The 24,437-nt window shown below is 68.5% G+C and carries 5 protein-coding genes; 2 read left to right on the forward strand and 3 right to left on the reverse strand.

Annotated elements, in window-relative coordinates; all coding sequences use genetic code 11:
* The first annotated feature begins 1 nt into the window (after nucleotide 1).
* The gene (locus HR086_RS16000; protein WP_174466047.1) at nucleotides 2-14,911 is read left to right on the forward strand and encodes a non-ribosomal peptide synthase/polyketide synthase; all 14,910 of its coding nucleotides are present in this window, start codon (nucleotides 2-4) and stop codon (nucleotides 14,909-14,911) included.
* On the opposite strand, the gene HR086_RS16005 is transcribed toward HR086_RS16000, so the two are convergent.
* Nucleotides 14,908-18,672: a type I polyketide synthase gene (locus HR086_RS16005; RefSeq protein WP_174466048.1), complete on the reverse strand. Its 3,765-nt coding sequence runs from the start codon at nucleotides 18,670-18,672 to the stop codon at nucleotides 14,908-14,910. The two genes, HR086_RS16000 and HR086_RS16005, sit on opposite strands and share 4 nt — an antisense overlap.
* A gap of 104 nt (nucleotides 18,673-18,776) precedes the next feature.
* On the opposite strand from HR086_RS16005, the gene HR086_RS16010 reads away from it, so the two are divergent.
* Entirely contained in the window at nucleotides 18,777-22,790 is a 4,014-nt protein-coding gene (locus tag HR086_RS16010) for a non-ribosomal peptide synthetase (RefSeq protein WP_174466049.1), read from the forward strand.
* 75 nt (nucleotides 22,791-22,865) lie between these two features.
* Here the strand turns inward: HR086_RS16010 and HR086_RS16015 are convergent, their stop codons facing one another.
* The gene (locus HR086_RS16015; protein ID WP_371745662.1) at nucleotides 22,866-23,309 is read right to left on the reverse strand and encodes a hypothetical protein; all 444 of its coding nucleotides are present in this window, start codon (nucleotides 23,307-23,309) and stop codon (nucleotides 22,866-22,868) included.
* Between the two features lie 52 nt (nucleotides 23,310-23,361).
* On the reverse strand, nucleotides 23,362-24,437 hold a 1,076-nt coding region (gene hflX / locus HR086_RS16020; RefSeq protein ID WP_174466050.1), incomplete at its 5' end, for a GTPase HflX.

Raw genomic sequence — 24,437 nt, forward strand, 5'->3', positions numbered from 1 at the left:
CATGTCCGCGAATGAGCCGAAGCCCGCGAGCCCTCGTGTTCGCAGGCCGCCCCCCGTGGTGCCCGTTCATCGGGAGGGGCCTCCGCCGCTCTCCTTCGCGCAGCGTCGCATGTGGTTCCTCTCGCGGTTGGACCCGTCGGGCTTCGCCTACAACGCGCCCTTCTTCGCGCGGCTCAAGGGATGTCTCGATGTATCAACGCTGGAGCGCGCGCTGACGGAGGTGGTGCGCCGGCACGAAGCGCTGCGGACGACCTTCACGGAGGTCGAAGGCGAGCCGGTGCAGTGCATCGCGCCCGACGCGCCGGTGTCGCTGACCGTGGAGCGACTGGAGGGGCCGGAGCGGGAGCACGAGGCCCGGCGACTCGCGGAGGAGGAGGCACGGCGTCCGTTCGATTTGGGCACGGGGCCGATGCTGCGCGCGCGGCTGTTGCGCCTGGAGGAAGAGGAGCACGTGTTGCTCCTGACGCTGCACCACATCTCGTGTGACGGCTGGTCGCTGTCGTTGCTGGAGCGGGATTTGCGCGAGCTGTACGGCGCCTTCCTCGATGGCCGCGTGGCGACGCTGCCCGCGCTGACGGTGCAGTACGCGGACCATGCGGTGTGGCAGCGCGAGTGGCTGAAGGGGGAGGTGCTGGAGGAGCAGCTCACGTGGTGGAAGAAGCACCTCGACGGAGCCTCGCCCGCGCTGGAACTGCCGACGGACCGACCGAGACCTCCGGTGCAGTCGGCCCGGGGCGCGGTGCTGGGGATGCCGTTGCCCGCCGAGCTGATGAAGGCGCTGCACGAGCGGTGCAAGCAGGAGGCGGTGACGCCGTTCATGTTGTGGCTGGCGAGCCTCCAGGCGTTGCTGTCGCGGCACAGCGGGCAGCCCGACGTGGTGGTGGGCACGCCCATCGCGGGGCGCAACCGGCGCGAAGTGGAGGGGCTCATCGGTTTCTTCGCCAACACGCTGGCGCTGCGCGTGGACGTGGATGGAAACGAGTCCTTCAAGTCGCTCTTGGGACGGGTGCGTCAGGCGTGCCTGGGGGCGTACCAGCACCAGGACGTGCCCTTCGAGCGACTGGTGGATGCGCTGCGGCCGGTGAGGGACTTGAGCCGCTCGCCGTTGTTCCAGGTGCTGCTCGTGCTCCAGAGCGCGCCGCCGTTGGTGCGACTGGCGGGGCTGGAGTCGCGCGACGTGGACTTCGAGCCGGGCGTGGCGAAGTTCGACCTCACGCTCTTCGTGCGCGAGACGCCGGAGGGCTGGGTCTCGCTGTGGGAGTACAGCACGGCGCTGTTCGACGAGGCGACGGTGCGCAGGCTCGCCGGCCACCACGTGGCGCTGCTGAAGGGCGTGCTGGAGGACCCGGAGCGCAAGGTCGGGCAGGTGGACCTCCTGGATGAGGAGGAGCGGCGGAAGGTGTTGGAGAAGTGGTCGTGGCAGGAGGAGCACCAGCACCCATCGTGGTTGATGCATCGGCGGGTAGAGGCGCAGGCGGCGCGCACGCCCTCGGCAGTGGCGGTGACGAATGGCGGCGGCTTTCTGACGTACGTGCAACTGGAGCAGCGGGCCAATCAGCTCGCGCACCACTTGATGGCGTTGGGGGTTCGCCCTGGAAGCGTGGTGGGGCTGTGCCTGGAGCGAAGCAGCCTCGACCTGCCGGTGGCGGTGCTGGCGACGCTGAAGACAGGAGCGGCGTGCCTTCCATTGGACCCTGGCTATCCGCCGTCGCGACTGGCGCGAATGCTCGATGACGTGGCCGCGCCGGTGGTGCTGGTGCATGCCTCGTTGGAGCATGCGTTGCCCGAGGAGGGCACGGCGCGGAGGGTGCGACTGGCGGAGGAGACCGCGCGCATCGCGGAGCAATCCACCGTGGCGCCCGGGTGGGTGTTGTCGCCCGAGCTTCCCTGCTACGTCCTCTTCACGTCGGGGAGTACGGGGAGGCCCAAGGGCGTGACGATGTCCCATCGTGCGTTCGGCACGCTGGTGAACTGGCAGTTGGCGAGCACGTCGGCGCCTGGGGCGAGGACGCTCCAGTTCGCCTCGCTGAGCTTCGACGTGTCCTTCCAGGAGCTGTTCTGCACGCTGGGCGAGGGCGGCACGCTCGTCCTCGTCTCGGCGGCGACGCGTCAGGACCCCGCGACGTTGATGGCGTACCTGCGGGAGCACCGCGTGGAGCGGCTCTTTGTGCCCTTCGTGGCGCTTCAGGCGCTCAGTGAGCGGGCCCGACACGAGACGGAGTTGCCGCCGCTGCGCGAAGTGGTGACTGCGGGAGAGCCGTTGCAGGTGACGCCCGCGGTGGTGTCGTTCTTCGAGCGGCTGCCGGGGTGCGTGCTGGAGAACCAGTACGGCCCCACGGAGACGCACGTGGTGACGGCGTGGAGAGCGAAGGGTCCGCCCTCGACGTGGCCGGTGTTGCCTCCGGTGGGCAGGCCCATCGTCCCCGCGACGGTGTTGGTGCTGGATGCGTGGGGCGCTCCGTGCCCCATCGGTGTGACGGGAGAGGTGTGCGTGGGAGAGCGGAGCCTCGCGCACGGCTACTGGGGGCGGCCGGAGCTGACGGCGGAGCGCTTCGTTCCGAACATCCTGGACAGGGACCGGGACGGGCGCCGCATCTACCGCACGGGAGATCGGGGGCGGTGGCTGGCGGATGGGAACCTGGAGCTTCAGGGGCGCGCGGATGAGCAGGTGAAGGTGCGCGGCTTCCGCGTGGAGTTGGGCGAGGTGGAGGTGGCGCTGAAGGAACTTCCCGGCGTGACGGACGCGGCGGTGGTGGTGCGGCGAACGGGCGGGGGAGAGAAGCAACTGGTGGGCTACGTCGTGCGGCCCGAGTCCTCGGACGCGGAGGCACTGACGCGCCGGCTGGCGAATCAGTTGCCCGAGTCCTCGGACGCGGAGGCACTGACGCGCCGGCTGGCGAATCAGTTGCCCGAGTCCTCGGACACGGAGGCACTGAAGCGCCGGCTGGCGAATCAGTTGCCCGAGTCCTCGGACGCGGAGGCACTGACGCGCCGGCTGGCGAATCAGCTGTCCGAGTCCTGGGACGCGGAGGCTCTGACGCGCCGGCTCGCGAATCAGTTGCCCGAGCCCTGGGACGCGGAGGACCTGAAGCGTCGACTGGCGAAGCGGCTCCCCGAGTACATGGTGCCGGGCGTGCTGGTTCGGCTGGAGGCGCTTCCGCTGACGCCCAGCGGAAAGGTGAATCGCCGCGCGCTGCCGGAGGTGGACTCGCGACGAGCGGAGGGGGGAGCCCGCTACGAGGCGCCGCGTGATGCGCTGGAGCGGAGGCTGGCGGAAGTCTGGCAAGAGGTACTGGGTGTCCCGCTCGTGGGCGTGAGGGATGACTTCTTCGCGCTCGGTGGGCACTCGCTGCTGGCGACGCGTGTGGTGTCGCGACTCCGGGATGCCCTGGGCCACGACGTGCCCGTGCGACTGCTGTTCGAGGCGCCCACGGTGGAGGCCCTCGCCGAGCGACTGGGGGCGCAGGGAGGACACGCGCGGTTGCCGGTGCTGACGCGAGCCGCGCGGCCCGTGGACCCGCCCTTGTCATTCGCGCAGCGACGCCTGTGGTTCCTCGCGCAGCTCGACGAGGGAGGACATTCGTACAACCTGCCCTTCGTCGTCCGACTCCATGGTGCGTTGAAGGTGGAGGCCCTGGAGCGGGCACTCGCGGAGGTGGTCCGCCGACACGAAGCGCTGCGCACGAGCTTCGTGGAAGTGGGTGGTGAGCCCGTCCAGCGCGTCGCCGTGGATGTCGGCGTGCCCTTGCAGGTGGAGTCGGTGGAGGGCGCCGACGACGTGGAAGAGGCCGTGCGGCGTCGCGTGGTGAGGGAGGTCCAGGCGCCGTTCGATGTGGCGCGGGCTCCCTTGCTCCGCGCGACGTTGCTGCGAACGGGCGGCGAGGAGCAGGTGCTTGTGGTGGTGCTGCACCACCTGGTCGCGGATGGATGGTCGCTGGGCGTGCTCACCCGCGAACTGGATGCGCTCTATGGCGCGGCCGTGAAAGGCGAGGCGGCGAAGTTGCCCGAGCTGCCCGTGCAGTACGCGGACTACACGGTGTGGCAGCACGAATGGTTGAAGGGAGACGTGGAGGCATCGCAGCTCTCCTGGTGGCGCGAGGCGCTGACGGGAGCACCCCCGGTGTTGGAGCTGCCCACGGACCGGCCGAGGCCCGCGGTGCAGGGGTACCGAGGCGCGAGCGTGCCGGTGCGGTTGTCCTCGGAGCTGAGCGAGGCGCTGCGACAGTTGAGCCGGAGAGAGGGCGCCACGCTGTACATGACGCTGCTGGCGGGCTTCCAGGTGTTGCTGGCGCGCTACAGCGGACAGTGGGACGTGGTGGTGGGCTCACCGGTGTCGGGGCGGACGGCGAGGGAGACGGAGGGGCTGATGGGCTTCTTCGTCAACACGCTGGCCCTGCGCGCACGGCCGGATGCGGCGTCCTCCTTCCAGGCGTTCCTGCGTCAGACGAAGGAGACGGTGCTCGGGGCACTCGCGCACCAGGACGTGCCTTTCGAGAGGCTGGTGGAGCACCTCCGCCCGGAGCGGGACTTGAGCCGCTCGCCGTTGTTCCAGGTGCTCTTCACGTTGCAGGAGGCCGCGCCGCTGCTCACCCTGCCGGGTGTCACCGCGAGCCCCTGGGACTTCGCGAGCACCATCGCCAAGTTCGACCTGGAGCTGTTGCTGGTCGATGCGCCGGGAGCGGCTGTCGAAGGCCAGCTCATCTACAACGCGGACCTCTTCGAGCCGTCCACTGTCCAACGCATCGCGGAGTGTTTCCTGGAGCTGTTGCGCAACCTCTCCGGCCGACCCGAGGCGCGACTGTCGGCGCTTCCGCTCCTGCCCGCGGCCGAGCGCCAGCGAGTGCTGGAGGCGTGGAACCAGACGGCGGTGGAGTTCCCGCGAGAGGGATGCGTCCATCACCTCTTCGAGGAGCAGGTGTTGCTGCGTCCGGACGCGGTGGCGCTGGAGTTCGGTGCGCAGCGGCTGAGCTACCGGGAGCTGGAGGCGCGGGCCAATCAACTGGCGTGGGCGCTGAAGGCGCGTGGCGTCGGCGTGGATGTGCTGGTGGCGGTGTGCCTGGAGCGCTCGGTGGAGCTCATCGTGTCGCTGCTGGCCATCCTGAAGGCCGGTGGTGCGTATGTACCCCTGGACTCCAGCTATCCGGCGCGGCGGCTGGAGCAGATGTTGGAGGACACGACGCCTCGGCTGCTCATCACCACGCGCGCCTTGCTGGAGCAACTGCCCCAGGAGGGACGCCCGGAGTTGATGTTGTTGGAGGAAGAGCGGCTGGCGGACCTGCCGACGACGGCGCCACGCATGCCGGTCTCGGGGCGAAACCTGGCGTATGTGGACTTCACGTCGGGGAGCACGGGGCGCCCCAAGGGTGTGGCCGTCGAGCACCGGGGCGTGCTGCGGTTGTTGTACGGAGCGCCGTACGCGCGACTGGGGCCGGAGGAGACGTTCCTGCTCATCGCGCCCATCTCCTTCGATGCGTCGACGTTGGAGGTGTGGGGGCCGCTGTGCCTGGGTGGAAGGCTGGTGGTCTTCCCACCGCGCTCGCCCAGCGAGCTGGACCTGCTGACGGACGTGCTCCATCGGCACTCCGTCACGTTGTTGCACCTGACGGCGGGACTGTTCAGCCAGATGGTGGAGCTGGGGATGGACGGGTTGAAGGGCGTGCGCCAGCTCCTGACGGGTGGAGACGTGGTGTCCGCGCCGCACGTGAAACGCGTGCTGGAGGAGTTGAAGATTCCGGTGACGGCCTGCTACGGGCCGACGGAGAGCACGCTCTTCACTTCGGTCCATCGGATGACTCGAGTGGAGGACGTGGGCGCGTCGGTGCCCATTGGTCGGCCCATCGGCAACACGCAGGTCTACGTGCTGGATGCGGGGATGGAGCCCGTTCCGGTGGGCGTGGCGGGCGAACTGTTCATCGGGGGTGATGGCCTCGCGCGAGGGTATCTGCGCCAGCCCGATGTGACGGCGGACCGCTTCATTCCGAATCCCTTCAGCGCGGTGCCGGGGGAGCGGCTCTATCGCACCGGAGACCTGGCGCGCTTTCGCCCGGACGGGGTGCTGGAGTTCCTGGGGCGGCGTGACAGCCAGGTGAAGGTGCGGGGCTACCGCATCGAGCTGGCCGAGGTGGAGGCGTCGCTCCTCGCGCATCCAGCGGTGAAGGACGGGTTGGTGGTGGTGCGGGACGGCGCGGGAGGCAAGCGACTGGTCGCGTACTACGTCGAACACGCGCAGGCGCCCGAGGCACCTCGGGTGCGGGACTGGCTGAAGCAGAAGCTCCCCGAGTTCATGGTGCCCTCGGCCTTCGTGAAGCTGGCGGCGCTCCCGCTGACGGCGAACGGGAAGGTGGACCGAAAGGCCCTGCCGTCACCGGAGCAGGAGGGGTCGGGCGTGGAGGCGATGCAGGGGCCTCGGACGGTGATGGAGTCGCTGGTGGCGCGCATCTGGATGCCGCTGCTCGGAGTGGCGAGGGTGGGCGTGAAGGACGACTTCTTCGCGCTCGGTGGTCATTCGTTGCTGGCGACGCGAGTGGTGTCGCGGCTCCGGGCGGCGCTCGGTCGTGATGTGCCGGTGCGACTGGTGTTCGAGGCGCCCACCGTGGAGGCCCTGGCCGAGCGACTCGAAGTCGTGAAGGCAAGTGCGCAGCGCGTGAGCACCCCTGTGCCGGTGCGAGTGTCGAGACACTCCGCGATGCCGCTGTCGTTCGCACAGCAGCGTCTGTGGTTCCTGGGGAAGCTCGACGCCGGAGGGTATTCGTACAACCTGCCGTTCGTCGTCCGGCTGCGAGGCTCGCTGGACCTCAAGGCGCTGGAGCAGGCGCTCGCGGTGTTGGTGCGGAGGCACGAGGCGCTGCGCACGACGTTCGAGGAAGTGGAAGGCGAGCCGGTGCAGCGCATCGCTTCGGATGTGGCGGTGCCGCTGTCCGTGGTGGAGGTGACAGAGGACGCCACGCGCGGCCAGGTGGAGACGCTATCGAGGCAGTCGTTCGACCTGGGCACGGGCCCGCTGCTGCGAGTGACGCTGCTGAAGCTGAGCGAGCAGGAGCACGTGTTGGTGCTGGTGCTGCACCACATCGTCGCGGACGGCTGGTCGATGGGAGTGCTCACGAAGGAGCTGGAGACGCTCTACAGCGCGCAGGTGAAGGGCCGCGAAGCAACGTTGCCGGAGTTGCCCGTGCAGTACGCGGACTACGCGGTGTGGCAGCGGGAGTGGCTGAAGGGGGAGGTGTTGGAGGAGCAGTTGTCGTGGTGGAGGGCGAGGCTTGCGGGAGCCTCTGAGGTGCTGGAGGTACCGACAGACCGACCGAGGCCGGCGGTGCAGGGGTATCGCGGTGCGAGTGTGGCGGTAAAGCTGTCCTCGGAGCTGAGCGAGAAGCTGAAGCGCTTGAGTCGGCAGGAGGGCGTGACGCTGTACATGACGCTGCTGGCGGGCTTCCAGGTGCTGCTGGCGCGCTACAGCGGACAGTGGGACGTGGTGGTGGGCTCGCCGGTGTCAGGGCGGACGACGAAGGAGGTGGAGGGGCTGATTGGCTTCTTCGTGAACACGCTGGTGGTGAGGACGGAGGCGTCGGGTGAGCTGACGTTCCGCGAGATGCTGGGGCGAGTGAAGGAGTCGGTGCTCGGGGCCTTCGGGCACCAGGAGGTGCCGTTCGAGAAGCTGGTGGAGGCGTTGCAGTCGAGCCGTGACTTGAGTCGCGCGCCCCTGGTCCAGATTGCCTTTGGCTTGAATGGGCCCGCTGAGTTGCCGGTGCTGCCGGAGTTGTCCTCGTCTGAGGTGACGTACGAGCCGGGCATGGCGAAGTTCGACCTCGCGCTGTCGGTGCGTGAGGACGCGGAGGACCTGACGGGCTTCTGGGAACTCAACTCGGACCTGTTCGACGCGGCGACCGTGGAGCGCATGGCGGCCCACTTCCAGCAAGTCCTGGAGGCGGCGGTGGAGAATCCGGAGGCGAGGCTGAACGCGCTTCCGATGTCAGGGCATCGCGAAGTGCCGGTGAAGGTGCCGGTTGTTCGTCTCCAGGCTCGGCGGTTGGACCGGCTGGCTCCGGAGGTCGTGCCGGAGGGATTCATCGCTCCGCGGACGGCCATCGAGGAACTGGTGGCGGGAGTCTGGGCTCCACTGCTGGGAGTGAGGCACGTGGGGGCCGAAGACAACTTCTTCGAGCGGGGAGGGCACTCGCTGCTGGTGATGCAGGTGGCCTCGCGATTGCGCGAGGTGCTGGGCCGAGAGGTGTCGGTGCGGACGCTCTTCGAGGCGCCCACTGTCGCCACGCTGGCCAGGAGTCTGGAGAGCGGTGGTACCGGGCAAGGACGGCCAGCGCTGGTGCCCACGACTCGCACGGAGGCTCCGCCCCAGTCGTTCGCACAGCAGCGCCTGTGGTTCCTGGACCGGCTTGAGCCGAACAGCCCGCTCTACAACATTCCCCTCGCGATACGACTGACGGGGGCGCTGGACGTCGCGGCCCTGGAGCGCTCCTTCCACACGTTGGTCCGTCGCCACGAGTCCCTGCGGACGACCTTCGAGCAAGGCGGCGAAGGGGCGGTGCAGCACATCCAGCCCTTCGCGCCAGTGGCGCTGCGAGTGGTGGACCTGAGTGGCCTCGCCGTCGAGACCCGAGAGCAACAGGCACTCCGACTGGGGGGCGAGGAAGGACGGCGTCCGTTCGACCTGGGCACGGGCCCGCTGCTGCGAGTGACGCTGCTGAAGCTGAGCGAGCAGGAGCACGTGCTGGTGCTGGTGCTGCACCACATCGTCGCGGACGGCTGGTCGATGGGAGTGCTCACGAAGGAGCTGGAGACGCTCTACAGCGCTCAGGTGAAGGGCCGCGAAGTGACGCTGCCGGAGTTGCCGGTGCAGTACGCGGACTACGCGGTGTGGCAGCGAGAGTGGCTGAAGGGGGAGGTGCTGGAGGAGCAGTTGTCGTGGTGGAGGGCGAGGCTTGCGGGAGCCCCAGAGGTGCTGGAAGTGCCGACGGACCGACCGAGGCCGGCGGTGCAGGGGTATCGCGGTGCGAGCGTGGCGGTGAAGCTGTCCTCGGGGCTGAGCGAGAAGCTGAAGCGCTTGAGTCGGCAGGAGGGCGTGACGCTGTACATGACGTTGCTGGCGGGCTTCCAGGTGCTGCTGGCGCGCTACAGCGGACAGTGGGACGTGGTGGTGGGCTCACCGGTGTCGGGGCGGACGACGAAGGAAGTGGAGGGGCTGATTGGCTTCTTCGTGAACACGCTGGTGGTGAGGACGGAGGCGTCGAGCGAGCTGACATTCCGGGAGATGTTGAGGCGTGTCCGGGACGCGGTCCTGGGAGCGCTCACGCACCAGGAGGTGCCGTTCGAGAAGCTGGTGGACGCGTTGCAGTTGTCTCGCGACTTGAGCCGCTCGCCGTTGGTGCAGGTGTCCTTCGCGCTCCAGAGTGCGCCGTCCGGAGACTTGTCGTTGCCGGGGCTCACGCAGCAGCCGATGGACCTGGGAACGAGGACCGCCAAGTTCGACCTCGCGTTGTCCATGGGAGAGGACGCGGAGGGACTGTCAGGCACCTGGGAGCTGAACACGGACCTGTACGACACGGCGACCGTGGAGCGCATGGCGACGCACTACCAGCGGTTGCTGGAGGCGGTCGTCGAGGTGCCGGAGGCGACCCTGCGTGCGCTGCCGATGCCTGGGCATCGTGAGGTGCAGGAGAAGGCTGTCGGTTCCCGCATCCAGTCACGCCAAGGCGAGCGCGTGATTCCGGAGCAGGGGTTGGAGGACTTCATCGCGCCCAGGACCGCGATGGAGGAGCTGGTGGCGGAGACCTGGGTCCCGCTGCTGGGCGTGAAGCGGTTGGGTGCGGAGGACAACTTCTTCGAACGGGGAGGGCACTCGCTGCTGGTGATGCAAGCCGCGTCGCGGCTGCGGGCGGCGTTGGGGCACGAGGTTCCGGTGCGCATGCTCTTCGAGGCACCCACGGTGTCCTCGTTGGCCACGAGTCTGTCCGTGTTGGCGCGGGGTGGGCTCGGGGTTCGGAGTCCGCCGCTGCTCCCCGCATCGCGGGTGGATGCACCACCCCTGTCTTTCGCGCAGCAGCGCTTGTGGTTCCTCGACCGGCTGGAGCCGAACAGCCCGCTCTACAACATCGCCCTGGCCGTGACGATGGAGGGCGTGCTCGACATTGGCGCGCTGGAGAAGGCGTTCCATGCGCTGGTTCACCGCCACGAGTCCCTGAGGACGACGGTCCGACAGGTTGCGCTCGGTGCGGTCCAGCACATCAGTCCTTCCATGGCGGTCCCGCTGCCCGTGGTGGACCTGCGCGGGCTGCCCGTGGAGGCCCGAGCGCATGAAGCCTTGAGGCTCGGGATGCAGGAGGAACGGCGTCCTTTCGACCTGGGCACGGGTCCGCTGCTGCGAGTGACGCTGCTGAAGCTGAGCGAGCAGGAGCATGTGCTGGTGCTGGTACTGCACCACATCGTGTCCGACGGTTGGTCGATGGGCGTGCTCACGAAGGAGCTGGAGGCGCTCTACACCGCCCATGCGAAGGGCGGGGACGCGGCGTTGCCGGAGTTGCCCGTGCAGTACGCGGACTACGCGGTGTGGCAGCGAGAGTGGCTGAAGGGGGAGGTGCTGGAGGAGCAGTTGTCGTGGTGGAGGGCGAGGTTGGAGGGCGCCCCCGAAGCGCTGGAGCTGCCGACCGACCGACCGAGGCCCGCGGTGCAGGGGCATCGTGGCGCGAGCGTGGCGGTGAGGCTGTCCTTCGAGCTGAGCGAGAAGCTGAAGCAGTTGAGCCGGCGGGAAGGTGTGACGCTGTACATGTCACTGCTGGCGGTGTTCCAGGTGCTGCTGGCGCGCTACAGCGGACAGTGGGACGTGGTGGTGGGTTCGCCGGTGTCTGGGCGGACGACGAAGGAAGTGGAGGGGCTGATTGGCTTCTTCGTGAACACGCTGGTGGTGAGGACGGAGGCGTCACGTGCGCTGACGTACCGGGAGCTGCTGGCCCAGGTCCGGGAGTCGGTGCTGGGCGCCTTCGCGCATCAGGAAGTGCCGTTCGAGAAGCTGGTGGACGCGTTGCAGTTGTCTCGAGACTTGAGCCGCTCGCCGTTGGTGCAGGTGTCCTTCGCGCTCCAGAGTGCGCCGTCGGGGGACCTGTCGTTGCCAGGGCTCGCGCTGCGTCCGCTGGACCTGGGGACGCAGGTGGCGAAGTTCGACCTCGCGTTGTCCGTGCGAGAGGACGCGGAGGGAATGGCGGGGTACTGGGTGTTCAACACGGACCTGTTCGACACGGAGACCGTGGAGCGCCTGGCCATCCACTACGAGCGGTTGCTGGAGTCCGCCGTGGCGATGCCCGAAGCGCGGCTGGATGCGCTCGGGATGCCTGGGCACATTGAAGTGCCGGAGAGGACTCCGTCCGTTCGCATCCACGCCCATCGCACGGAGCGGCAGGATTCCGAGCAGATGTCGGAGTCCTTCATCGCGCCCAGGACGGCGATGGAGGAGCGGGTGGCGGAGATCTGGGCTCCGTTGCTCGGCGTGAAGCGCGTTGGCGCGGAGGACAACTTCTTCGAGCGAGGAGGGCACTCGCTGCTGGTGATGCAGGTGGCCTCGCGGTTGCGCGAGCTGCTGGGCCGCGACGTGCCAGTGCGGGTGCTCTTCGAGGCACCCACGGTGTCCGCGCTGGCCTCTCGATTGGATGAACTCTTGAAGGACGGGCTCAGGACAGGTCGTCCAGAGTTGGTCCGCACGGAACGGACGGAGGCACTGCCTCAGTCCTTCGCGCAGCAGCGCTTGTGGTTCCTCGACCGGCTGGAGCCGGGTGGCTCGCTCTACAACATCGCGCTCGCGATGAAGCTGGAGGGCGTGCTCGACGTGAAGGCTCTGGAGCGTGCCTTCAATGAGCTGGTCCGTCGTCACGAGACCCTGAGGACGACCTTCCATCAGCATGCGCAGGGGGCCGTGCAGCGCATCCACGCCGCCGCGTCCCTGCCGTTGTCCGTGGTGGACCTGAGTGGCCTCCCCGTCGAAACCCGAGAGCAAGAGGCCCTCCGACTGGGAGCCGAAGAAGGGCGGCGTCCGTTCGACTTGAGCGCGGGCCCGCTGCTGCGAGTGGCGCTGCTGAAGCTGAGCGAGCAGGAGCACATCCTGGTGCTGGTGCTGCACCACATCGTGTCCGATGGCTGGTCCACGTGGGTGCTCACGAAGGAATTGGAGACGCTCTACGGCGCCTACGTGAAGGGCGAGGCCGTGACGCTGCCGGAGTTGCCCGTGCAGTACGTGGACTACGCGGTGTGGCAGCGGGAATGGCTGACGGGGGAGGTGCTGGAGGAGCAGTTGTCGTGGTGGAGGACGAAGCTGGCGGGAGTCCCCGAAGCGCTGGAGGTGCCGACGGACCGGCCGAGGCCGGCGGTGCAGGGGTACCAGGGCGCGAGCGTGGCGGTGAAGCTGTCCTCTGAGTTGAGCGAGAAGTTGAAGCAACTGAGCCTGCGGGAGGGCGTGACGCTGTACATGACGCTGCTGGCGGGCTTCCAGGTGCTGCTGGCGCGCTACAGCGGACAGTGGGACGTGGTGGTGGGCTCGCCAGTGTCGGGGCGGACGACGAAGGCGGTGGAGGGGCTGATTGGCTTCTTCGTGAACACGCTGGTGGTGAGGACGGAGGCATCGGGTGAGCTGACGTTCCGGGAGATGTTGGGGCGTGTGAAGGAGTCGGTGCTGGGGGCCTTTGGGCACCAGGAAGTGCCGTTCGAGAAGCTGGTGGAGGCTCTGAGCCTGAAGCGCGACATGAGTCGCGCGCCGTTGGTCCAGGTGGTGTTCCAGCTCTTGAACACGCCTTCGGGAGACCTGTCGTTGTCCGGTCTCACGCAACGCCCGTTGGACCTGGGGCTTCGTGCCGCCAAGGTCGACCTCGCGCTGGGATTGAGAGAGACCGCCGACGGTATCGAGGGAGGACTCGAGTTCAGCAGCGACCTGTACGACGTCGCGACCATGGAGCGCTTCGGAGAGCACCTGGAGCGCCTGCTGGAAGGCGCGGTGACCGAGCCGGGCCGGCGACTGCGAGACCTTCCGCTTCTGAGTGTGTCCTCACGACAGTCGCTGCTGGCGCGGGGTGGCAGCGAAGCGCCCTTCGAGGGTGAGTGCCTGCACCGGTTGTTCGAGGCCCAGGTCGCACGAACGCCCGAGGCAGTGGCGGTGGAGATGGAGGGGCAGACGCTGACCTACGCCCAGCTCGACCGGAGAGCCCACAAGTTGGCCACGGTGTTGCGCAAGTGGGGCGTGAGGCCCGACGTGGTGGTGGGCCTGTGCCTGGGGCCGAGCCTCGACTGGGTCGTGGCGATGCTCGCCATCCTCAAGGCGGGCGGCGCCTACCTGCCGATGGACCCTGAGCATCCACCGGAGCGCCTCGCGTACATGCTGGATGACGCGAAGGTCGCGCTGCTGGTGTCGCGCTCGGAAGAGGCGTCGCAACTCGCCTACTCGGGGGCCACCGTGTTGCTGGATGAAATCGGTGAGCTCGATGACCTGGTGGGCGGGGAATCGCTGGCGCCCGAAGTCACGGCGCGAAACCTCGCGTATGTCATCTACACGTCGGGGAGCACGGGGCGCCCGAAGGGGACGCTGCTGACGCACCGGGGAGCCGCGAATCTGGCTGAGTCCTTCCCCTCGGTGCTCGGTGGCCTTGGCCCGGGCGACAGGACGTTGATGTTCGCGACGGTGAGCTTCGATGCCTCCGTGGCGGAGGTCTTCCCCGCACTGCTGAACGGGGCGACGCTGGTCCTGGCGCGGCGCGCGCAGATGGCACCTGGAAGGCCATTGACGGAGTTGCTCGCGCGCGAGCGAATCTCCGTGGCGACCCTGCCGCCGTCGGTCCTGGCGATGATGCCGGTGGTCGAGCTTCCCAGGCTTCGAGTCCTGCTCTCCGCCGGCGAGTCCTGCACCGAGGAACTGGTGGCACGGTGGAGCCCGGGGCGACGTTTCATCAATGGCTATGGCCCGACGGAAGGAACGGTGGCCGCGACCTGGGGCGAGTGCTTCCCGGGAACACGTCCCACGATTGGCAGGCCGTTGCGCAACGTGGTGGTGCGGGTGATGGATGACGCGGGCAATCTGGCTCCCACTGGAGTCTGGGGCGAGCTGTACCTCGGTGGCGTGGGACTGGCGCGAGGGTACCTGGGGCGTCCGGACCTGACGGCCGAGCGCTTCGTCCCGGACCCGTATGGTGAAGGGGGACGGCTATATCGAACGGGTGACGTGGTGCGGCTGCTCGAAGACGGAAGGTTCGAGTACCTGCGCCGTGCCGATGCCCAGGTGAAGGTGCGCGGTGTGCGCGTCGAGCCCGCGGAGGCGAGTGCCGCGCTCGCGGCGCATCCGGAGGTCCGCTCCGCCGTGGTCATGGGCCGGGAAGACACGCCGGGAGACATGCGGCTGGTGGCGTATGTGGTGCCGACGGAGGAGGCCACGTTGACGGCCGATGTGCTGCGCGCGTGGTTGAAGCGCTCGTTGCCGGAGCCGTGGATTCCGTCGGTGTTCGTGGTGCTGCGCGAGTTGCCGCTCACACCGAATGGGAAGGTGGACTGGAAGGTGCTGCCCTCGCCAGAGGCGCACCGGCCAGAGCTGAGCGGTGGCTACGTCGAGCCTCAAGAAGGCCTGGAGCAGGTGATCGCCCAACTGGTGGCGGAGGTGCTGAAGCTGGACCGCGTGGGCGCGGACGACAACTTCTTCGACCTGGGCGGCAACTCACTCCTGCTCCAGATGTTGCAGATGAAGCTGGAGGAGCGACTGGGGCGCAAGGTGCCGTTGGTGTCGCTGCTCCAGTTCCCCACCGTGCGCACGCTCGCTGCTCAGTTGGGGCCCGCCCCGGAGCCGGAGGCGCCTCGCCAGCCCGCGACTTCCGGAGACAGGCGTGAGGGCCTCCAGCGATTGGCACAGCAGCGGCGGCGGCGACCGGGCTCGGATTAACGCAGCAAGCGCGCCAACTTCGCTCCGAGCACCTCGACATGGGGTGCTTGCAGCATCGTGTGGTGGTCGCCAGGGACGACCTCCACGCGCGCCGCCGCGCCCAGGTCCAACCAGCCGAGTTCCGGGTGAGGTGGGAAGCCGGGAGGTGGCTGTTGGGCGCGGAAGTATTGGAACTCGCCCCCGCTCCAGCGCGGCGGCACGTAGAGACTCAATGCCCGCGTGTTCGCGCGCAGCACGTCCAGTTGTCTGCGGGCCGCTTCGAATTCCGAGAAGGGGGGCTCGATACCGTCCCGCGCCGCTTCCTCCTGGAGCAGGCGGAACTGCTCTTCGACGGACAAGTCCTTCGGCCACTCGGTGGAAGGTGTGAACGTCTTCCCCGCGCGGAAGGTCAGCAGCGAGACCTGGTCCGCGAGCTCCGCGGAGACGTGCCCAGGTGGCGGCGTGTCCAGGAGCGCGCACAGGGGCACGCTCTCGCCTTCAGCCGACAGTCGGCGCGCCAACTCGTAGGCGATGGTGCCCCCCAGGGATGCACCCACGAGCAGATAGGGACCTCGGGGCCGTACGGTGCGAAGCGCCGTGAGGTAATGCTCAGCCATCTGCTCCACGGTGGTGTGGCACGAAGTGCCCGAGTTGAGTCCCACCGACTCGAAGCCGTACATGGGCCGCTCGGGAGCGAGGTGTCTCGCCAGCTCACGGTAGAAGAGCACCTGTCCACCGGCGGCATGCACGAAGAAGACGGGCACCCCGTGAGTTCCCTCCTGGAGTCGCACGAGGCAACTGGGAGCCGATGGCGCGGCGTCGCGAGCACCTTCTCCAATGCGCGCGGCGAGTCGCGCGATGGTGGGAGATTCCAGCACGGCCTTCAGTGGAAGCCGCGCTCCAAGTCGGTCCTCGATGCGGGCACTCAATCGCAAGGCGAGGAGGGAGTCGCCACCCAGCGCGAAGAAGTCGTCATGGATGCCGATGTTCTCCAGGTGGAACGTGAGCCGGAAGCACTCGAGCAACACCTGCTCCGTGGCATCGCGAGGCGCCGAGGCGCGCGGGCCCTCGTCGCGACCCATGGCGGGCCGCACTTCTTCGCGTGCTTCCACGGCACGAGTGGTCGAGGGCGCCGAGGGAGCCGTGGCGGGCTCAATCCAGTGCCGCTCCCGGTCGAAGCTGTAGCCCGGCAGTGCGACGCGTCGCCGCCGCTCTCCGGCGCGGAAGCGCTCCCAGTCGATGGTGATGCCCGCGAGCCAGGCATCTCCGAGTGACGCGAGTGGATGCGGGGGCTGCTTGGTGGAGGCGGATGCCAACGTGGAGAGGATGGGCTGCGAGGTGCGGGTCGGATGTCGCCGAGCGAGCGAAGACAGCGCCGTGCCCGGGCCGACTTCGATGAAAGCGCGGTCTCCCGTGGAGAGCAGCAGGTGAAGTCCGTCGGAGAAGCGGACTGTCTCGCGCAGATGGCGACACCAGTACAGGGGATCCGCTGCTTCGCGCTCGCCAAGCCACCGCCCGGTGAGACTCGACACCACGGGCAACTTCGGGGCACGGGGGGAGAAGCGGGAGACCACGCGCGCGAAGTCCGCCAGATGTGGTTCGAGCATCACCGAGTGCGCCGCGCGACTCATATGCAGTCTCCGCGTTTCGACGCCTCGCGTGGCGAGCGCGGTCTCCAGGGCATCGAGCGCCTCCAGCGGGCCCGAGAGGACGCAGTCGGAGGGTGTGTTGATGGCCGCCACGGACAGCAGGGGATTCAGCAGGGGCTCCACCTGGGCCAGCGGCGCGAGGACCGCCGTCATCCCGCCAGGAGGGAGCCGCTCCATGATTCTGCCGCGCGCGGTGACCAACTCCAGCGCCTCTTCGAGCGTGAAGACTCCGGCCAGACAGGCCGCGACATACTCGCCCAGGGAGTGGCCGAACAGCGCCTCGGGCTGGACACCCCGGGACAGCCAGAGCTGCGCCAGCGCCCAGTCACAGGTGAACAGCGCCGCCTGGGTCCACACCGGACGCGCCAGCTCACGAGCCGCCGTGTCGTAGCGCTCCGGGGGCGCGAACATCACCTCGCGCAGGTCACCACCGAGCGGGGCACGCAGCAACGCGGCACATCGGTCCACGGCTTCGCGAAACGCGGGCTCACCGAGCAGCTCCGCGCCCATGTTCACCCGTTGCGTGCCTCCGCCCGGGAACAGGAAGACGGCGCTTCTTCGCTCTGCTTCATCGAAGGCGGTGCGAGGTCGAAGTGGGTCGTCCCGGTGACTCAAGCGCGCGGAGGTCTCCGAGAGCGTGCTCGCGGTGACGAAGCGTCGCCAGCCGAAGCGATTGCGTCCGACTTGAAGGGTGTGGGCCACGTCAGCAAGCGCGGCCTGGGTGTGGCCCAGGTGCTCGGACAGCTCCGTGGTCATCCGCTCCAGCGCGGCCTCGGACCTGGCGGACAGCAACACCAGTTGTTCTTCCGCACGAGGCGGGTCGCTCGCCGGAGTGGGGGCCTCTTCGAGCACGACGTGTACGTTGGTGCCGCCCATGCCGAACGAACTCACCCCCGCGCGTCGAGGGCCCGCGCTGTTCCAGGGACGAGGCTCGGCCACGACGTAGAAGGGACTGCCCGCCAGCTCCAACAGGGGATTGGGCTGACGGAAGTGGACGGTGGGCGGAAGCTGTCGGTGTTCCAGCGCCAGCACCGCCTTGATGAGTCCGGACACTCCGGCCGCCGCGTCGAGATGGCCCAGGTTGCTCTTCACCGAGCCCAGGCCGATGGTGCCGGGGGCCACGCCTTGGAAGACCTGCTTGAGCGCGGTGACCTCGACAGGGTCTCCCAGCGGCGTGCCCGTGCCGTGGGCTTCGATGAAGGAGATGGAGCGGGGTTCGACTCCGGCCAGGGCCAGTGCATCGCTGATGGCGGCGACCTGCCCGGAGACGGACGGCGCGGTGAAGCCCGCCTTGCTGCTGCCATCGTTGTTGGCGGCGGAGCCGAGGATGACCGCGCGAATCGGGTCTCCATCCGCGAGCGCGTCCTCCAGTCGCTTGAGGAGCACCACGCCGACACCGTTGCCCGGCACGGTGCCCGCCGCCTGGGAGTCGAAGGCGCGGCAGTGTCCATCAGGTGAGGAGATGCCTCCCTCCTGCGTGGGGTACGCGACGAGCTGCGGAGAGCGCACGGCCGCGCCTCCCGCGAGCGCGAGGTTGCACTCCCCCGCGAGCAGCGCCTGACAGGCGAGGTGCACCGCGGTCAGCGATGTGGAGCACGCCGTCTGCACCGTCATCGCGGGCCCGGTGAGGTTCAGCTTGTAGGCCACGCGCGTCGCCAGGAAGTCGCTGTGCGTCCCGAGGATGCTCTCCGTCCAGTCGCTGGAGCGCCGCTCCATGCTGGGCAGGACGTTCGTCAGGAGATAGGTGCTGAGCGAAGCGCCGCCATAGATGCCCACGTGCAGCGGCCGGGCCCGCGCGGCATACCCCGCGGACTCGAGCGCCCCCCAACAGCACTCCATGAAGAGGCGTTGCTGGGGGTCGAGCTGCTCGGCCTCGCGAGGGGAGTAGCCGAAGAAGCGCGCGTCGAAGAGGTCGGCATCCGCGATGACACCCGCCGCCGCGACCCAACCTTCGTCCGAGGGAAGTCCGGCCTTCGCGCGCTGCTCGGCATCCAGCACCGTGACGGATTCAACGCCCGAGATGAGGTTGGACCAGAAGCGCCGTGCGTCCGAAGCGCCCGGAAAGCGCAGCGACAGCCCGACGATGGCGATAGCCGTCGGGCCGGGCGGCTCATGAGACACGTTCTCACCCATCCCCGGACTAGAGCATGGCTGGATGCGCGAGTTGAACGTGGATGGCCTCGTACGCTGATAAAACTGATTTAAGCTGGAATAACAGTCGCTGCGGAGGGTCCGCCATGAGTGCGCCCGAGGTGAAGCGAGAGGTAGTGAAGGTGCGTGGCCTGCCCCCGTTGGTGCCCGTGCCGAGGGACTCGCCTCCGCCGTTGTCCTTCGCCCAGCAGCGCCTGTGGTTCCTCGCGCAGGTGGACGCGGGTGGCTACTCCTACAACGTGCCCTTCTTCGCGCGACTGAAGGGACGGCTCGACGTGGTGGCGCTCGAGCGCGCCCTGTCGGCGCTGGTGATGCGGCATGAAGTCCTGCGCACCACGTTTGGTGAAGAGGCGGGGCGGCCGGTGCAGCGCATCGCGCCCGACGCCGCGGTGACGTTGCTCGTGGAGCCCGTGGCAGGAGAGGACGAGGTCCTGCGCCACGCCGAGGCAGAGGCGCGTCGCCCGTTCGACCTGAGCGCCGGGCCGATGCTGCGCGCGCGGTTGTTGAGGGTGAGCGAGGACGAGCACGTGCTGATGTTGATGCTCCATCACGTCTCGTGTGACGGATGGTCCATGGGGGTGATGGAGCGCGAGCTGCGCGAGCTGTATGGCGCCTTCACCGAGGGACGCGCGCCGACGTTGCCCGGGTTGGCGGTGCAGTACGCGGACTATGCGCTGTGGCAGCGCGAGTGGCTGAAGGGGGAAGTGCTGGAGTCGCAGCTCGCGTGGTGGAAGGCGCTGCTGTCGGGAGCCTCGCCCGCGCTGGAGCTGCCCGTGGACCGGCCGAGGCCGCCGGTGCAGACGTTTCAGGGGGCTACTGTGGTGATGCCCCTCTCGCCGTCGCTCTCGCAAGCGGTGAAGACGCGAGGCCGCGCCGAGGGTGTGACGCCGTTCATGCTGTTGCTGGCGGGCTTCCAGGTGTTGCTGTCCCGGTACAGCGGCCAACGGGACGTGGTGGTGGGGATGCCCATCTCCGGGCGGAACCGACGCGAGTTGGAGAGCCTCATCGGTTTCTTCGTCAACACGCTCGCGCCGAGGCTGGACGTGGATGGGGAGGAGTCCTTCCGGGCGATGCTCGGACGGGTGCATCGGATGTGTCTGGGGGCCTACTCGAATCAGGACGTCCCGTTCGAGACGGTGGTCGAGGCGATGCGGCCGGTTCGGGACTTGAGTCGTTCACCGTTGTTCCAGGTGATGTTCGTCATCGAGGGACCGCGCGCTCTGCCGTCCCTGCCCGGGCTCACGGCGAGTCAGGTGGTCTTCGACTCCGGCATGGCGAAGTTCGACCTCACGTTCTTCCTGCGAGAGACGGCCGAGGGCTGGGTCGGAATCTGGGAGTACAACAAGGCGCTGTTCGACGAGGCGACCCTGCGGCGGATGGCGGGTCACTACGTCACGCTGATGGAGGGACTCCTCGCGGACCCAGGGCGCCGCGTCGGCGATGTGTCGTTGCTGGATGATGCGGAGCGGCGCGCGTTGCTGCGTGAGTGGAGTGGACGCGCGGATTCGAGCGCCGTGCCCGGCTTGATGCACGCGTGGGTCGAGGCGCAGGTGATGCGCTCGCCCGATGCCGTGGCCGTGACGGACGGACAGTCGTCGCTGACGTACGCGAGCCTGGAGCGGCGTGCGAATCAGCTCGCGCATCACCTGCTGGCGTTGGGCGTACGGCCCGGAGGCACGGTGGGCCTGTGCCTGGAGCGGGCCTCCCTGGAGATGCCGGTGGCGGTGCTGGCGACGCTGAAGGCCGGCGCGGCCTTCCTCCCGTTGGACCCGAGCTATCCATCACAGCGCCTGGAGCAGATGTTGGAGGACACGGGTGCGCCCGTGGTGCTGGTGCACGGTGCGCTGGAGCGCGCGTTGCCCGAGCGCACGGGGACACGGCGCGTCCGGTTGGAAGAGGAGGCGGGACGGATCGAGGCGCGGCCCATGCACGCTCCGGCCGTTCCGCTCTCACCGGAGACTCCCTGTTACTTCGTCTACACGTCGGGGAGCACGGGGCGGCCGAAGGGCATCCTCATGTCCCATCGCGCGGTGGGGAACATGCTGCGCTGGTTGCTCGCGCGCACCGTGGACGCGGGAGCGACGACGCTCCAGTTCGCCTCGCTGAACTTCGATGTGTCGTTCCAGGAGTTGTTCGGGACGTGGTGCCTGGGAGGCACCGTGCTGCTCGTGGGGGAGGAGGAGCGAAGGGACCCGGTGGCCTTGCTGCGACGCATGGTGACTCACGGCGTGGGGCGGTTGTACCTGCCCTTCGTGGCGCTCCAGGCGTTGTGCGAGGTGGCGCAACACGAAGCCGTGCTGCCGCCGCTGCGCGAAGTGGTGACGGCGGGTGAGCAGCTGCAGGTGACTCCCGCGCTGGTGTCCTTCTTCGAGCGGCTGCCGGGGTGCGTGCTGGAGAATCAGTACGGCCCTTCGGAGGCCCACGTCGTCACGGCCTGGAGGGCGCATGGACCGCCCGCGACGTGGCCCGCGCTGCCTCCGGTAGGCGTGCCCATCTCGAACGTGAAGGTGTACGTGCTCGACGAGCGGGGTGCTCCGAGTCCCGTGGGTGTGGTGGGAGAGGTGTACGTCGGGGGCGCGAGTCTCGCGCACGGTTACTGGGAGCGGGCGGAGCTGACGGCGGACCGGTTCATTCCGGATGCGCTGAGTGACGAGCCGGGCGCGAGGCTGTACCGCACGGGGGACAAGGCGCGGTGGTTGGGGGATGGGAATCTGGAGTTCCTGGGGCGGGTGGACGGGCAGGTGAAGGTGCGCGGCTTCCGAGTGGAGCTGGGCGAGGTGGAGGTGGCGCTGAAGGCGCTGCCGGGTGTGAAGGACGCGGTGGTGGTGGTGCGGCAGGAGGAGGGTGGGGAGAAGCGACTGGTGGGCTACGTGGTGCACGCGGAGCCGTGGGACGCGGAGGCGTTGAGGTCGCGACTGGAGCAACGGCTGCCGGAGTACCTGGTGCCGAGTGTCCTGGTGCGCCTGGAGGCCCTGCCGCTGGCTCCCACGGGCAAGGTGGACCGCAAGGCGCTGCCCGCACCGGGACGCCATCAGCTCGCGTCACGGAGGGCGCACGAAGGTCCGCGCGACGAGCTGGAGCGGATGCTGGTGCGCGTGTGGGAAGAGGTGCTGGGCGTGAGCCCCGTGGGGGTGACAGAGGACTTCTTCGCGCTGGGCGGCCACTCGCTGATGGCCATTCGATTGCTCGCACGCATCCGGGGCGCGGTGGGCAGGGTGCTGCCGGTGGCAACGCTCTTCCATCGCGCGACGGTGGAACATGTCGCGTCCGTGCTGCGTCGGGAGTCCGCGATGTCCGCTTGGAGTCCGCTGGTGCGATTGCAGGAGGGACAGGGACAGCGGCCCTTCTTTTGTGTGCACGCGGTGGGCGGAACGGTCCTGAGTTACGCGGAGCTGGCGAAGTCGTTGGGTCCCGAGCAGCCGTTCTTCGGGCTCCAGTCGCGGGGGCTGGAGGGAGATGTGCCTCCGTGCGAGCTCATCCCGGAGATGGCGAGCCTCTATCTCTCAGCGATGAGGGAGGTGCAGCCACGCGGGCCGTATCGGCTCGGAGGTTGGTCGATGGGGGCCAGCATCGCGTGGGAGATGGCGCACCAGCTCCAACAGCAAGGCGAGCGGATAGAGGTGCTCGCGCTCATCGACGGCTTCGTGCGTCCGTTCGATGGAGAGGGCGCGGCGCCTGGGCACGACGAGGCCCGGCGTTTCGGCGCGATGTTCTACACGGACCTGATGCGCGCGGCGGGGAACGCTGTCGCGATGACCGACGAGGAACTCGCGCGAGAGGACCCCGAGACGCTGATGCGCACCCTGGCGGCGGCGAACCCGAGCGGAGTCCAGTCACTCGAAGCCCTGCGCCGGGTCTTCGAGGTGAACCTCCTGGCGGCGTGGAGCTACGTGCCGGCTCCCTACTCGGGGCCTGTCATCTCCATCGAGGCCACGGGCACCACGCGTGTGCACGGCTGGGAGCAGGTGGCGACGGGCGAACTCACCATCCACGCGATTCCGGGGGACCACTACTCCATCTTGCGTGGCCCCGACGTGACACGGCTGGCGTCACTGCTTCGTGAGCACCTCGGGCGGGCTCGGGACCTCACGACGCGGTGAGGATGGCGGCATCCCGGAATCGCATCCCAGGCTCGAATGGCACGCCGCCGGATGCTCGAAGCAACTCCGGACTGCTCAGTACCGACGGACGCTCGGCTCCGGGCCGGAGCCTCGGATGCGCCAGACGGTGAGGCGCTGCGAGTTGGTGTGGCTCACCACCATGCCGTCCTGCTGCATCTGCTCCAGCAGGCGGTTCGTCTTCAGGCGGTCCAGGCCCACGGCCTTCGCCAGCACGTCACCGGGCAGGCCGGTGATGTTGCGGCGCAGCTCGTTGACGATGGCCTTCTTGAACTCGTTCTTCTGCAGTCCGTCCAGGTCCTGCGTCTTCCACGCCTGGAGGACGCCCGCGGTGATGAGCACCAGCGTCAGCACCGCCACCAGCGGGTAGATGATGTGGCTGTTCTGCTCCAGAATCTCGAAGTACTTCGGAGACATGGAGGAGACAGGACGGGTGTAGTCCGGAACTATCTGCGCGAGCAGGCCGGAGAGCTGCAAGGACAATGCGGGAAAGGTCGCCACGGCTCCCCAACTCTAGGGGGAGCCGCGCCTGCCCCGCAACTCGCACGCCGCGTCAGATGACGCCCATGGCCTCGGAGGCGCCCTCGGCGAACAGCGTCGTGTCCGCCTTGGCCAACAACGTGGCGAGCCCCTCTCGCGACTGGGCGCTGATGGCCACCCCGCCCCGCGAGCGCAGCAGCGCCTCCACTTCCTCCGCCGGCATCAGGTCCGCCTTGTTCCAGACCATCAACCGGGGCTTCTCCATCAAATCCAGCGACGAGAGGATCTTCTCCACCGCCTCCACCTGCTCGTCCCGCGCCGGGTCCGCCGCGTCCACCACGTGCAGCAGCAGCGTCGCGTCGTACAGCTCTTCCAGCGTGGCGCGGAAGGCCGCCACCAGGTCCTTGGGCAGGTCCCTGATGAAGCCCACCGTGTCGGTGATGATGACCTCGCGCTCCTGAGGGAAGCGCAGCCGGCGGCTCGTCGGGTCCAGCGTGGCGAACAGCTTGTTCTCCGCCAGCACCTGCGCGTTGGTAATCGCGTTGAGCAGCGTGGACTTGCCCGCGTTGGTGTAGCCGACGATGGAGATGACGGGCAGCTCGCGCCGGTTGCGCTGTGCACGCCGCACGCTGCGCTCCTTGCCAATCGCGTCGATGCGCTTCTCCAGATGGGTGATTCGCTCGCGCACCCGGCGTCGGTCGATTTCGAGCTTCGTCTCGCCAGGGCCTCGTCCGCCGATTCCACCCGCGAGCCGGCTGAGCGAGTCGTCGCTCTGCACCAGCCGGGGCAGCCGGTACTTCAGCTGCGCCAGCTCCACCTGGAGCTTGCCCTCCGCGCTCTGTGCCCGCTGCGCGAAGATGTCGAGGATGAGCTGCGTGCGGTCCAGAATCTTGAGGCTGGTGGCCTCGCCGATGTGGCGCCCCTGCGAGGGGGTGAGGTCCTTGTCGAAGATGAGCAGGTCCACCATGGACTGCATGGAGCGCAGGTTCAGGTCCTCCAACTTGCCCCGGCCGATGAGGTAGCGAGGGTCCGCCTCGCGCTTCACCTGGAGCACGCTGTCGACGACCTCCACCCCCGCGGTGCGGGCCAGCTCGCGCAGCTCCGCGAGGCTCGCTTCCGCCCGCCCCCGGTTCCCGTCCAGGCACACCG

Source organism: Myxococcus sp. CA039A (genome assembly GCF_013336645.1).
GTDB classification, from domain to species: domain Bacteria; phylum Myxococcota; class Myxococcia; order Myxococcales; family Myxococcaceae; genus Myxococcus; species Myxococcus llanfairpwllgwyngyllgogerychwyrndrobwllllantysiliogogogochensis.